Origin of the sequence: Dactylosporangium sp. NPDC005555 (assembly GCF_040605635.1) — a bacterium.
GTDB lineage: Bacteria > Actinomycetota > Actinomycetes > Mycobacteriales > Micromonosporaceae > Dactylosporangium.
On sequence record NZ_JBEXDG010000116.1, the window covers coordinates 1 to 13,037 of the forward strand.

Here is a 13,037-nt window from a genome sequence, read left to right on the forward strand (position 1 = left end):
TTTTTTTCTCGCGTTCCCCATCCCCCCGGTGTTCACACCCCACCCACTTCACCAAGTCCCAACGCCGCGCCGCCCGGCCCCCACCCCCCCGCCCGGCGCTCTGCTGTCATCCGGCGGCGACGCGACGCCGAAGAGCCGCCCGCACCACCCTCACCAGGATGACGACGGCTGCCGCCACCGGTGCCAGCAGGCACAGCAGGCACAGCGCGGCCTGCGCGACGACCGGCCAGCGGGCGGGCAGCATCGCCGGTGCCGGCACCGGACCGCCGAACTGCCCGTTGCGGACTAGGTCCTGCGCGATGTCGATGGAGGCGACGTCGGCCGGCGGGTCCAGCACCACGTCCACGGCTCCGGGCCGAAGCGCCAGCACGCGGACATGCCGGATCTCCCGCGTCTCGCTCTCGGCTGCGGTGACGTAGTCCTCCGACTCGTACTGCACGACGACGAGGGCATCGCCGTGCCAGCCGAGCGCCCGTACCGCCGCGCCGGTCACCTCGGGCAGCGCCGGCCCTTCGCGGTCGGTACCCGTGGCGGGGTCCAGATACGAGACCCGCCACCCCCGGGCATCGCGCTGATCGTGATCACACTGAAACGGGCATTCGTCGACGGTCAGCAGCGCCAGCGTCGAACTGTCCGAGGTGTAGGCGCCCGAGCCCGCCAACCGCCGGCCGCCGCCGAGGTCGCGGGTCCACAGCCGGCGGCCGGCGGCGTCGTAGCCGCGCAGCTCGGTGCCGTGGGCGGCCGTCCTCGCCGCGACGAACCCACGGCCGTCGGGGGCGAACGCCGCCCCCCACGCCGAGGCGTTGTCGTCCCACAGAAGCCGGTCTTCGACCGGAGTCACCGCGCCGCTGGCCAGGTCGACCAGGACGTACCACGCCGCCGGGCCGTCGATCGGGTAGCCGTCGCGGGCGGACTGCAGTGCCAGGACGGCGCCGCTGTCCGGCCGCCAGGCCACGACCTCCGCGCAGCAGGCCGTCTCGCCGCCGCTGTAGCCACGGCTACGACCGGTACGCAGATCGGTGACCACCAGCCACCCAGCCGGCCCGCCGGTCAGATCGCTGTGCGCGACCAGGCTGCCGTCCGGCGACAGCCGCACGCCCTGCCCGGCGCGCACTCCATCGCTGGCATAGCGCAGTATGCGGTAGTCGCCGTTGAGGCCGAGCACGGCGAGCTTGCCGCCCTCCTCCTCGAACGGGTCGCCGCTACTCAACCCCAGACTGTCGCCGCCGAACAGCACCGAGGCCGGGCCGGGCGGCGCCATGTCGACCGTCGCCTGCCAGAAGTACGGAAGCCCGACACTGCGGGGGACGACCGGGCCGCCCTCGGCCGGCTGGGGCTCGGCATGCAGGCCGGGCAGCACGGCCACGGCCGCACAGAGCAGCGCCACCGCGGCGACGGCAATGATCCTGCCCCGGTACCGCTGCCGTCTCCCGCGCCGCCACAGATCCGCGGGCAGCCGCGCCGGCGACATGCGTTCTCCCAGCTCACGCATTGTGTCACGCAACGGTACGGTCATGACGGCACCTCCGCCGGTTCGCCCAGGTCGGCCAGCTCGGGCGCCCTGACGCGCAACGCGGCCAGCGCGTCGCGGGTCTGGCTCCTCACCGTCGACACCGAGCAGCGCATCGCCTCGGCGGTCGCCGTCTCGGTCAGGTCCTCGAAGTACCGCAGCACCAGGACCGCCCGCTGCCGCGGAGCCAGCTTCGCCAGCGCCGCCTGGACCGCGAGCGCCGTGCTGACGGCTTCCGCGGCGTCGGGCACGGGGCGCTCCGGCGGCCGCTCGGTGAGCTGCACGAGGCGCCACCGCCGGCGCCACAACGACACGTGCCGGCTGACCATGACGCGCCGCACGTACGGATCCGGGTCGCCGCCGGCGCTCACCCGTTCCCAGTGCCGGGCGACCTTGATCAGCGTCACCCGTACCAGATCCTCCGCGGTGTGCCGGTCCCCGCACAACAGATACGCCAGCCGCGATAACGCCGCGAGCCGGCCCGACACGTACGCGTGGAACGAGTCCTGTGCCGCCATCACACCTCCCTGAAGGCGCACACGCTGACACATGCCCCGCCGGGTGGGCCGCCCGGGTGCCGATTTGAAAACCCTGCCCACACCCGGCGGGCGGAGGACCCGTCGGGTGTGGGCAGACAGCGCCGCGGCGAGCCGCCTGCAGACCTGAACGGCCCGGATGAGCCTCGCGGCGCACCGGTATATCTGACCGACCGGACGGTTGCGGCCGTGACGGAGCCCGCCGCTCGACTCGCAGAGACAAGGCCCATCCGGGGGATTCCAGAGCAAGATCAGGTGCGCGTCTGGTGGTTCTCGTCATGCCGCACCCCGACTCGGGACCTGGCCGGCAACTTGAACGCCTGGCGAGTCCGGCGGGCGTCGTACAGTCAGCCATGCGCCGCGACTTGACCGAAATGCACGCCCGTGCCGACGGCTCCCGCGACCGTGGTTGGCCCGACGACACACCCGAGGACCTGCTCCAGGGCTACTTCGAACTGCTTCGCAGCGCGAACGACCTGGAGCGGATGGTCGTCTGTGCCACCGACAGCGACCGTCACCACCGTCTGCGCGAGTACACCGGCGGCATCGGTGCCGCGCTGGCGGAGATGACCGCCACGCAACAGCTGCTGCTCGGCAGGTACCCCGTCGACCTCGGCCTGATCGCCAGGGTCGCGGTCCACCGGGAAGCGTTGCTCGCAAGCCGCCCGTACCTGCCGGCCAGCATCCCGGCGATGTGGCTGCGGCTCGGTAACGTCGACCGCGCCGAGGCGATCATCCGGTCGGGCCGGCGGGCCGAGCCGGCACCGGCCGACCTGGCGAAGCTGGCCAGGGTCATGGCGGAAACCGGTCGGCCGGACCGTGCGAAAGCCATGATCGCCGAAGCGGTCGCTGGGGCGTGGGCGATGACCGACCGCGACCGCCGCCGCTACACCGTGCTCGGGGTCGCCGCCGCCGCTGTCGGCCTCGTCGACCCGGCGGAGGTCGATGCGCTGTTCGCGGAGGCGGAGCGGCTGTCCACGCTGGAACAGTGGCCGATCTCCCAGGTCTCCAGTCTCGAGCATGCGGCCCGCGTCGCGGCGGACGCGGGCTGCCTGGACCGAGCCCGGGGCATGATCCGCCGAGCCGCGACCCTCGCCGACGCCATTCCCGAGACCGCTTCCCGCTCGGATGCCTTGTCCTCGATCGCGTTCGCCCTGGCGACCGCGGGCGACCTCGACGAGGCCGAGGCGATCGCGCGTGGCATCGAGCCGGCCGACGACTGGAACGCGCAGGCGGCCCTCTACTACGTCGCCCGTGCCGCCGCACGGTCCGGCGAAACGGACGGTGCGGCGGCCCTCGCCGCGCTCATCGACGGGCACTTCGGGGCAATGGCCCTGGCCGAGGTCGCGGGGGCGGCCGCCGCCGGTGGGGACCCGCTGCGGGCCGGGGACATCGCCCGGTCGATCACCATTGCCGACCAGCGCGCTCAGGCCCTCGCGAACGTGGCCCACGAGCTGATCGGCGTGGGTGACCTGGACAGCGTCACCGCGCTGCTCGACGAGGCGGTGACCGCACTGGGCCCGTCCGACGCCGCGACCAAGGACGTCGGGATCGCCCTGGCGCAGGCCGGGCACGCCGGCCGCGGTGCCGCGCTGATCCGCACCATGCCCCGTGCCCACGACCGGGCGGAGGCGCTCGCCGGTGTCGCACAGGCCGTCGCGGAGGCCGGCGACACCGGACACGCGACCGCGCTCATGTACGAGGCCGAACGTGCCGCGTGGACCGACGACAGCGCCGTCCGGTCGACCGACCGGGAGGTGCAGCTCGTCACCCTGACCGAGGCCGTCGCCGCCACCGGGGACCTCGACCGGTCATTGAGCGTCGCCGCGCTGATCGTGATCGAGGGCCGGCGGGAGCTGGCCGTCGCCAAAGCCACACAAGCGGCGGCGGCGGCGGCGAACGACGATCCGGCGCGCCCGGAGGCGGTCGCCCGCGCCGCGCTCGGGCCGTACTGGCAGACGCAGGCCCTCGCGTCCATCGCCGCCGACAACCCGCAGCGTGCCGGAAACCTGCTGCGCGACGCCGAACAGCAGGCCGGTACCCACGCCGAATCCCTGGCCGCCGTCGCCGTCGCCTACGTGTCCGCCGGTGACACCGCCTGGGCCCGGGCGCTGCTCGACCGGATCGAGATCGACGCCTTGGTGATGGATGACGAGCGCGTCGCGGTGATCAGGGCGTTCGCGGCCGTCGGCGACCTCGACCGCGCCACGCGGCTGCTCACCACCTTCGAGACCGACCGGCAACGGTGCGAGGCGCTGTCGCAGATCGCGCTCGCCGCCGTCGAAACCGGTGACACACACCGCGCGGAACGCCTCGCCGGTGACATCACCGGCCTGGCCGTCGCGACGCAGGAACTCTACTGGCCGGCTCAGGCGCACCTGATGGCGGCCGAAATCCACCAGCGGTGCGGCGCGGACGATCGGATGCACACGTCGGCCGCGCTGGCGGAAGCCTTCGCCTATGGCATCACCAACGACCACGCCCGCTCCGACGCGCTCGTGAACGTCGCCCGCTTCGCGATCGCGATCGGAAGACCGGATCACGCCGAGGCGCTCAGCCGCGCGATCCCCGACCCCGGCCGGTCGGCGCGGGTGCTGGTCGCCCTTGCGGACGCGGCACCACCGGCCCGGACCCCACACCTCGTCGGTGAGGCGCTGTGCACAGGGCCGTGGTCGGCGTACGTCGACCTACTGCCGCACCGCCACCCGTCCGTCGTCACGGCCATCACCGATGAAGTCCTTGCGACCGCCACACCCCGGGACAGGACCACCCGGCGCCGATGAGCGCACGCACATTGGCATAGCGTGCACCCGCCGCTGGCCACTACCCCTGGGCAGGCACGGGAGCGATGTCGCGCCAGACTAGGGACTGATCAGGGTCAGGGTGAGTGTGCTGACGTAGGTGCCTGTGGGTGAGGTATCCGGGATCCAAAGGGTCAGGTCGGCGCGGAGGTTCTGGGTACCCAGGCCGCTGCCGGGCGAGGCCGAGCCGAGGACGGAGCCGCTTTGCAGCCCGATGAGGCTGCTCCCCTGTTGCATTCGCGGGTTGACCTGTGGGCCGGGAGTTACGGACCCTTCGGCGTCGCTGCCGGTGGTCTGGAGTTGCGGCGCCCAGCCGAGCTCGACCGCGGACACGGTGGTTGTCCCGTTGACGAAGGCGCTGGCCTGGCCGGTCAGCGTCCAGCCGGGTTGGTCGGGGCGAGTGTCCACGACGGCGATCCTGTCGAGCGAGCCGGTGAATACCCAGGCGTGCCGGTGCTGGGTCGGGTCGGTTGCCTGGACCGGGTGGCCGGCCGCCGTCGTGGGGTCGACCTGGGTCAGGTGCGCGTGAGTACCCGGGGCCAGTCGCAGGCTGAGGCCGCCGGCGAAAGGCGGGATCGTGTTGTTCGTGTTGAGCGGCGCGTACCCGCGGATCCCGCACGCGCACGGCAGCATGGAGTACGGCACCACGGCCGAGGTCTGCGCCAGCGCCGAGCTGCCGGCATGGGTGAACACGGCGATGAGGCCGTGCGGGACCGGGGCCGGGCTGAGCACGACCGACTTGGTCGCCGTCCCGGCGCTGGATGAGAAGGTGTCCGCCGGTCCGAGGTCGGTGGTGCCGTCGTAGATGCGCACTGAGCCCGGGGTGTCGCGGGGGATGCCGCCGATCGTGAGGGTGATGGGATCGGGGCTGCCGGTGTCCGGCGCGGTGACCGGGCCTGCTGGTGTCGCCGACATGCTCAGCACCGGCGGCGCCGAGACGACCATGACGGGCAGCACCGCGGCGGGGGTGATGTCGGGATACGCCGAGTCAGTCGGCGTCAGGGTCATGGTGAAGGTATGGAACCCGGGGTTGGGGGCGATCGGGCTGCCGTTGGCGACGCCCGGGCCGTCCCACCCGCCGGAGAGGGGAAAGTCGTCGTAGCGGACGTTCACGTACGCGGAGATCGCCGGGGTGACGGTGGCGGTCGGGATCACCATGGTGCCCTGCTGTATCGGGTCGCGTGGGTCGAGCTGGCGCTGTACGCGGCCGGGGTTTTGTGGGTCGGATACGCCGAGTGACAACGCCACTGCCACCAGCGGTGCCGGAGCGTTGGCGATGTGCACCACCCCGTGCAGTGCCGCAGCGATGCCGCCGCAGTGCAACGTGAAGCTGGCGTCCAGGCCACGGATGTACCCGGGAGTGGGGCCGTAGTCGATGGCGGAGATGGTGAACGACGACCCGGTCACCACGCCGCGACAGGGAAACCCGCCGTCCGTCACGGACATCGCGGGCTCGCTGAAGCTGTTGGACGGGTATTCCTTGTCCACCGAGTAGGTGCCCGGTGACATCGGCCGTTGGGACGCCATCTGGAGGTTCAGCGTCCAGGAGTCGCCGTTGCGGCCGTGCACCGATACGTCCAGCGCCTCGTTCGTCCGGCTCGTCACGTCCAGCTGGTCTCCGGCGGCCACCGAGTAGCTGTAGGACTGTCCGTGGCCCAATGGGTCCCCCGGGTCGCTGACCAGGCTGAACGTCCCGCTGTCCACCATCTGGGCGGGCGCAGCGGTTGACCCCACCAGGCTGCCCGTTGTCATGACCAGCGTCAGCCCGATGACCACCAGATAGCGCGACGCCTTCGGTTCTCTACGCATCCGCTGGACTATCAGTGGCACAAGCGACCAGAAAGCCTGACGGCGGGGACGAATACATGAATTCTCCGGGCGCGGAAGACCAATCGTGCAGCCGAGTTCGGTGTTCACCCCACCGGGCGGCTCTCTCTGCGAGCCACCGTCCCGGCGGGCGCCGGCGGCGTGCTGATGCGCCCGGACACTGGCGGAATCGACGCTGATTCTTCCGGGCGGCCGACACATCGTCGGACTTCCCCGACGCGGCGGCACGGCAGCGATTCTGCGGTGCCGCACAGCCGCTGGACATCGGCGCCGGGGAGGTGAGTCCGAGTGACCGCAACCGGATCGTCGCTGAGCTGTCCCGCGACGCACCGGCCGAAGTCCGTCCGTCGTTCGACACGCTCGTCGCCTGGTACAAGGATCCGCACCCGGAAGACGAGCAGGCGGCGCGCGGCGCGAGCCTCCGCGTGGGTCGCTTCATCGAGCAGACATGCGCACTGAACCTCGGTGGAATCCGATAACATCAAGGTGCCGTGATGACGAGGCGGGTCCGTGACCCGCCGATCTCGCTGGGCCACGGACACGCACACCGGCGGAGAAGAGGCCAACGGTGGACACCGGCCAGCACAGCGCGGCGACGGAGCAGCCCAGTCCTCCGGCCGCCCCGCCACGGGGGTCGTCCGTAGATGCGCCGGCCACCCAGACCGCCAGTGATCCATTGAGAATCGCCAACTCCACCGGGAGGCAATTCACCGGTCAGCCATCGGCCTTCGGGAGCACCAGTTCGGCGAACACGGCTCTGTGGTCGCTTCCCGCGACGCGATGGACCACGACCTTCCGCACCCCGACGCGCTTGTCGGCGAGGATGTGGTCGAGCGTCATGCTCGGGAAGTACCACCGGTTGTCGTAGGGCCACGACGTGGAGAGCCCGGCACCGGCGAGGTCGGCGGCGTCGTGGTAGCCCTTCGCCAGCACCCGGCGGAACGCCTTGTGGTCGAGGGTCGAGTTGAAGTCGCCCATGAGCAGGTTGACCGGCCCGTTTGGTGTCGCCGCCGGCTGCGCCGCGAGATCGGCCAGCCAGCAGGCGTCCGACACACGGCCCATCGGGGCGCACGGGTGCGCCGACTCGACGTACACCTCCGGGGCGCCCGGCACCTGCACTGTGGCGTGCGCCTGCATGAAGCCGCCGGCGAGCTGCCGGTATCCCTTGTCCGCGAGCGGGAAGCGGCTGTAGACGGCCGAGCCGCCCGCGTCGGCCCGCGGATAGGTGACCGTGTCGGGCAGTGTCTCCTCCAGCCCGGCCGCGTGCAGTGCGGTGCGCCCTTCCTCGGTGTACTCCTGGACGGCGAGCAGGTCGACGGCGCCGTCGCGGACGAGGCGCACGATATGGTCGGGGTCGGCCTGGCCGTAGAGCATGTTGACGCTCATCACCCGCAGCGTCGGCCCTGCCGGAACCCCGGCGTCGGTGTCGGCGATCCAGCGCGGCAGGACGCACGCGGCGAACGCGACCGCCACCACCGCCGCCGCGACCGCCGGCCAGATCCGTTTCGTCAGCACCGCGAGCGCCAGTGGCACCAACGAGACCACCGCGACGTACGGGGTGAAGGCGATGAGCTGGATGGTCGGGTAGCCGCTCTCCAGGCCGAACACCCGCGCCGCCGCCCACACCGCGAACGGCGCGATGAGCAGCCACAGCAGCACGGTCAGCCACCGGCGCCGCCGGGGGGCCGCGGCAGGCGACGCACGCGGCAGGGCCTCCTCGGTGCTGATCATTCCGCCAAGGGTAGAGGAATGGGCAAGTCGGCCGCGATGACTCGCCATCCGCTCAGTTGCCGGACCTGCAGCGGTCAGCAGGCCCCATGGCAACCTCACCTCGAACATCCCCGGCGGACGGGCCTGACGGGTCACGACCAGCCGTGAGGCGGTTCGTCGAGGCCGACAACGGTGCGCGGTTGGCGGATGTCGTCGGGTCGGCGCACGTTTCTCGGGAGTGTCCAGGCGGGGACATGTCGGTGCCTCCGGAACTCCCGGACTGCCCTGTCCTCGCGCTTCTCGTCCGGGCGGGACGGTTGGTCAGGGTTCGGCACGCCGTCGAGGCTTGCGCGGCGGCTCTGCGGATCCACAGAACCGGCGCCCTGGTTGCTGCGCCGCGGACACCCGTTCCGCACCGAACGACCGGCAGACTTCCCGGCATGGTGGTGATCAGCAGCTGGGTACCGGAAGACCGGTCGCAGGGAACGCTCGACGTGGCCCGCGAGTTGGTCACCGTCTGGATCGTGCATCTGCGGCGGTCCTTCCGGATGATCCGGGACGCCTGACCGGCCCTCGGCCCGATCCCCTTCCCGTGGCGCGGTCCGGTCGTCTACCTTGGGCGGCATCCTGCGAGATGAGTGCCGATCGATAGGTGAGGGCGCGATGGCCTCCGACGACACCAGCGACGTGGCACGGAAGTATCAGCGGCTCGGCGGCGGCTACGACAAGGTCAGTGCATTGCTCGACCGCACCGCCGTGAGCCGGATGCGCGCCCAGCTCGTCGCGCGGGCCACCGGCGACGTGCTGGAGGTCGCCGTCGGCACGGGCGCCAACCTGCGGCATTACCCGCCTGGGGTCCGGCTCACCGGACTCGACGTCGCGGCCAAGGCCCTGAGAGCGGCGTCCCGGCGCGCCGGGACGCTCGCGGTCGAGTGGACGCCGGTCAGCGGTGACGCCGCACGCCTGCCGCTGGCCGACGCGTCGGTCGACACCGTCGTCTGCACCCTGGCGGGGTGCACGTTCCCGAGCCCGGACCGGGCGTTCGCCGAGATCCGTCGGGTGCTGCGGCCGCATGGCCAGGCGTTGTTCCTGGAGCACGTCCGGTCCGCCAGTGTCGCCGGGCGGGTGGTCCTGCGCGCGGTCACCCCGCTGACGCGGGCAGCGCTGGGCTGCCACCCGGATCGCGACACGGTGCCGGCCATCGCCGGGGCAGGGTTCACGATCGAGGTGCTGGACCGCGCGGTGGGCGGCCTGTTCCTCAGCATCCGCGCCACGCCGACCACCTGAGAGGGGCTCGCCCGTGTTGTCCATGGCTTGGTCCTTCCGCTGCCGGCCGCCCAGGTGTGGCGGCGAAAGCACCAGCGGACCAGACGATCACCGCGTGAATGCGAGGGGTCGCGGGTAACGCCGAGGCGGTGGAAGCGGCGAGGGGAGTGCGACGGATGGTCCGGACACCGTGGAGGGTCCGCTTCTACCTCGTCGCGGGCGAGGGCCGGCCCGGGCTCCCAACGTAGGCTTGCCGGTGCCACTGCTCGGCGCGTGGACCGGCGGCAGACGGCCCGGTCTACGGTCGACCATCCAACGGTACCTATGGTCCGTTCTGGCGGACCGCCACCGCAACGGGGGGAATCCGAGATGTCTTCCGATCAGCAGCAGCAGCAAGCGCCGGAGCGGACGCGCCGGCGCTGGAGCGCCCCGACGGTGGAGTGCCTGGAGACGCGCCCCGAGATCTCCGCCTACTCCGGTGCGGGCGACCCGTGGAACCGTCCGCAGCGCTGAGCCAGGACGCGTTCGCCGGCGCCCTGCGGGGATTCGCGACGCGGTACTGGGACAGACACCGTTTCCACGTCCGGCTGCACGCGGGCGGCTGCAGCCCGGCGGAGATCCGGTCGTGGGTCGCCAACCGCTGGTACTACCAGCGCTGCCTGGCCCAGAAGAACGCAGCGGTCATCTCCCGCTGCCCGCTGCCGGAGGTCCGGCGGGCGTGGCTGTCGCGGGTGAGTTTCCACGACGGGACGCACGACGGTGAGGGCGGTCTGGCCGACTGGCTCGTCCTCGCCGAGGCGGTCGGCCTCACTCGCGAGGAGGTGCTCGACGAGCGCCACGTCCTGCGCGGTGTGCGCTTCGCCGTCGACGGCTACCTGCAGTTCTGCCAGACCCGGCCGTGGACCGAAGCGGTGGCCGCGACCCTGACCGAAATGTTCGCGCCCGAGCTCATGGCGACCCGCGTGCTCGCCTGGCGGCAGCACTACGGCTGGATCCAGCCCGACGGCTTCGCCTATTTCGACAACCGTATCCCGGTGGCGCGCAGCGACAGCGAGGCCACCCTCGATCTCGTCCTCACCCACTGCCGCGGCGCGGAGCAGCAGCAGGCTGCGATCGCGGCGCTGCGGTTCAAGTGCGACGTCCTCGGCGCGATGCTCGACGCCGTCGACTACGCGGCGATGACCGAGTGACCGCACCGGGGCTCAGCCGCGGGGTCCGGCTGCTCTGGGACCCCGTGCGCGAACGGCATGCCCTGGTGTACCCGGAGGGCGCACTGCTGCTCGACCCGGTCGCCGCGGACATCGTGCGGGCGTGCGACGGTCGCCGTGACGCCGCCGGGATCGTCGCGGTGCTGGCCCGCGACTACAGCGGCGTGGCGGAGGCCGACGTCGGGCAGTTCCTCGCCGATCTGACCACGCGGCGTCTGCTGGTCACCGCCGGCCGGCCGGCGCACGCCGAGGTCGTCGCCGGGTCACCGGCGGCGGCCGTCCCGCACCCGTTGCCGACCGGCCTGCTCGCGGAGCTGACCTACCGGTGCCCGCTGCGCTGCACGTACTGCTCCAATCCGATCGAACTCGCGGCCTACCGCGCGGAGCTGGACACCGGGCAGTGGCACGACCTACTGGAGCAGGCGCGGGTGGCCGGCGTCCTGCAGGTGCACCTGTCCGGGGGAGAGCCGCTGCTGCGCCCCGACCTGCCGGCCGTCGTCGCGCACGCACGCCGGCTCGGGCTGTACACGAACCTGGTCACCAGCGGCGTGCCGCTGACCGCCGAGACGCTCACGGCGCTGGTGGACGCCGGCCTGGACCACCTCCAGCTGTCGGTCCAGGACGCGGAGCGCGCCGACGCCGACCTGGTCGCGGGCGCACGGGTCCACGACCGGAAGCTGGCCGCCGCCGAACTGATCCGCGGCAGCGGTCTGCCGCTCACCGTCAACGTGGTCCTGCACGCCGGCAACCTGGCGCGGCTGACCGCCATCGCCGAACTGGCGGTCGCGCTCGGCGCCGAGCGGCTCGAGCTCGCGCACACGCAGTTCTACGGCTGGGGGCTGCGCAACCGTGCGACGCTGCTGCCGTCCCCGGCTCAGGTCGACGCGGCCGGCGTCGCCGTCGCCGAGGTGCACCGACGCTTCGGCGACACGGTCGAGGTGGTGTACGTCGAGCCCGACTACCACACCGGCCGCGCCAAACCGTGCATGAACGGCTGGGGGAGCCGCCAGCTGGTCGTGGCACCCAACGGCGACGTGCTGCCCTGCCTGGCCGCCGCGCAGCTGCCGGGGTTCCCGATCCCGTCCGTCCGCAACGACCGGCTGATCGACATCTGGAACGACGCTCCGGCCTTCAACGCCTTCCGCGGCACCGCATGGATGGCCGAGCCGTGTCGCAGCTGCGCGCTGCGCGAGGTCGACTTCGGCGGCTGCCGGTGCCAGGCGTTCCAGCTCACCGGCGACCCGGCGGCGACCGATCCGGCGTGCCGGTTCTCGCCACGGCACGAGGACGTCGCCGGCATCGCCGCGGGGGCGGGCACCCGCGCCCGGCCCGAGCCGGTCCCTCGGCGGCCTCGATGAAGGTCCGCATCCTCGGCACCGCCGCCGACCGGCCCGTAGCGGTCAGACCCTACCCCCGGCTTTCAGCACTATCCATGCATGAATATCGGCCACGGGGTCGGCAGGCGCCGATCACGCTGCGGTGAACTCCGCGTCGTACTTTCAGTCGGATCTGTGAGATGGCCGGGGTACCTCGCGCCCGTATGCGCCGATTCCATCCGTAAAGCGCGCGTTGCTGAACTGGGAATCTCCTGGGAGATTCCGCGGGTCCGTTGTGCAACGCGTTGAAGAGGATCGCATGAAGCTACGGGGATTCACGCGGCTCGCCGCCGCAACTGCCGCCAGTGTCCTGCTCGTCGGCCTGTTCGCCGCACCGGCCCGCGCCGAGGGCGACGACAACATCCCGCTGGACGACCTCGCCGAAGCGGTGCTCAAACTCGACGAGCCGATCCAGGCCGCGTCGGCGCCCACCAAGGGCTGCGCCGGCATCGACACCGGCACGGCCGTCAAGGGCACGGACGGCTGGCTGTTCAGCAAGCCGCGCGGCAAGTACACGGACCTGCAGTACATCTTCCTGTACCTCAAGGTGGAGGAGCCGAAGAGCATCGACGACGTGGCCTTCCTGCTGCTCAACGACGACGGCGTCTTCCTCGTCGACGACGAGGGCGCGCTGACGGCGAAGGACCTCGTCAAGTCCCTCAAGGCGGACGTGACGCGGGCCCGCGCGGCGAAGCTGGTCGCCAATGGCTACGGCATCCCGACCCTGCCCGCGCCCAAGGGCGTGACCGGCAAGATCACCGAGACCGGCGCCTGGATCAAGACCCCGGCCGGCTGGTGGCTCG

Annotated in this window: 11 protein-coding genes and 1 pseudogene; 7 read left to right on the plus strand and 5 right to left on the minus strand. The window is 71.9% G+C overall.

The features are described 5' to 3' along the window. Positions 1–106 precede the first annotated feature (106 nt). Positions 107–1,492, minus strand: coding sequence for a hypothetical protein (locus tag ABZS58_RS50080; RefSeq protein ID WP_354791810.1), 1,386 nt, complete (start codon positions 1,490–1,492; stop codon positions 107–109). Between the two features lie 20 nt (positions 1,493–1,512). Continuing rightward, positions 1,513–2,028 (minus strand): SigE family RNA polymerase sigma factor, encoded by a 516-nt coding sequence (locus ABZS58_RS50085; RefSeq protein WP_354791811.1) that lies wholly within the window; start codon positions 2,026–2,028, stop codon positions 1,513–1,515. A 371-nt stretch (positions 2,029–2,399) separates the two neighbouring features. On the opposite strand from ABZS58_RS50085, the gene ABZS58_RS50090 reads away from it, so the two are divergent. Beyond that, on the plus strand, positions 2,400–4,829 hold the full coding sequence (locus ABZS58_RS50090; protein ID WP_354791812.1) for a hypothetical protein: 2,430 nt from the start codon (positions 2,400–2,402) through the stop codon (positions 4,827–4,829). Between the two features lie 78 nt (positions 4,830–4,907). Here ABZS58_RS50090 and ABZS58_RS50095 read toward each other — a convergent pair whose 3' ends face one another. The 3 genes and pseudogenes from ABZS58_RS50095 to ABZS58_RS50105 all read right to left on the minus strand — a co-directional run bounded on the left by ABZS58_RS50095 (position 4,908) and on the right by ABZS58_RS50105 (position 8,405). Continuing rightward, positions 4,908–6,764: a hypothetical protein gene (locus ABZS58_RS50095; protein ID WP_354791824.1), complete on the minus strand. Its 1,857-nt coding sequence runs from the start codon at positions 6,762–6,764 to the stop codon at positions 4,908–4,910. Then, a pseudogene (locus ABZS58_RS50100) lies at positions 6,753–6,854 on the minus strand (IS5/IS1182 family transposase); the annotation flags it as partial. The gene ABZS58_RS50095 and the pseudogene ABZS58_RS50100, both read right to left, overlap by 12 nt. Positions 6,855–7,388: 534 nt before the next feature. Beyond that, positions 7,389–8,405, minus strand: coding sequence for an endonuclease/exonuclease/phosphatase family protein (locus ABZS58_RS50105; protein ID WP_354791813.1), 1,017 nt, complete (start codon positions 8,403–8,405; stop codon positions 7,389–7,391). Between the two features lie 419 nt (positions 8,406–8,824). Between ABZS58_RS50105 and ABZS58_RS50110 the strand changes: the two genes are divergently transcribed. The 6 genes from ABZS58_RS50110 to ABZS58_RS50135 form a co-directional block, all read left to right on the plus strand. Then, entirely contained in the window at positions 8,825–8,950 is a 126-nt protein-coding gene (locus ABZS58_RS50110; protein ID WP_354791814.1) for a hypothetical protein, read from the plus strand. A 97-nt stretch (positions 8,951–9,047) separates the two neighbouring features. Continuing rightward, positions 9,048–9,671 carry a class I SAM-dependent methyltransferase gene (locus ABZS58_RS50115; protein WP_354791816.1) on the plus strand — a complete coding sequence of 208 codons (624 nt, stop codon included), beginning with the start codon at positions 9,048–9,050 and terminating at the stop codon, positions 9,669–9,671. A 348-nt stretch (positions 9,672–10,019) separates the two neighbouring features. After that, on the plus strand, positions 10,020–10,163 hold the full coding sequence (locus ABZS58_RS50120; RefSeq protein WP_354791818.1) for a hypothetical protein: 144 nt from the start codon (positions 10,020–10,022) through the stop codon (positions 10,161–10,163). Further along, positions 10,142–10,840: a pyrroloquinoline-quinone synthase PqqC gene (pqqC, locus tag ABZS58_RS50125; RefSeq protein ID WP_354791820.1), complete on the plus strand. Its 699-nt coding sequence runs from the start codon at positions 10,142–10,144 to the stop codon at positions 10,838–10,840. Before ABZS58_RS50120 ends, pqqC begins: the two co-directional genes overlap by 22 nt. After that, positions 10,837–12,216: a pyrroloquinoline quinone biosynthesis protein PqqE gene (gene pqqE / locus ABZS58_RS50130; RefSeq protein ID WP_354791822.1), complete on the plus strand. Its 1,380-nt coding sequence runs from the start codon at positions 10,837–10,839 to the stop codon at positions 12,214–12,216. The genes pqqC and pqqE overlap by 4 nt, the downstream gene beginning before the upstream one ends. A gap of 277 nt (positions 12,217–12,493) precedes the next feature. Then, a partial coding sequence (locus ABZS58_RS50135; RefSeq protein WP_354791823.1) for a hypothetical protein occupies positions 12,494–13,037 on the plus strand: 544 nt, incomplete at its 3' end.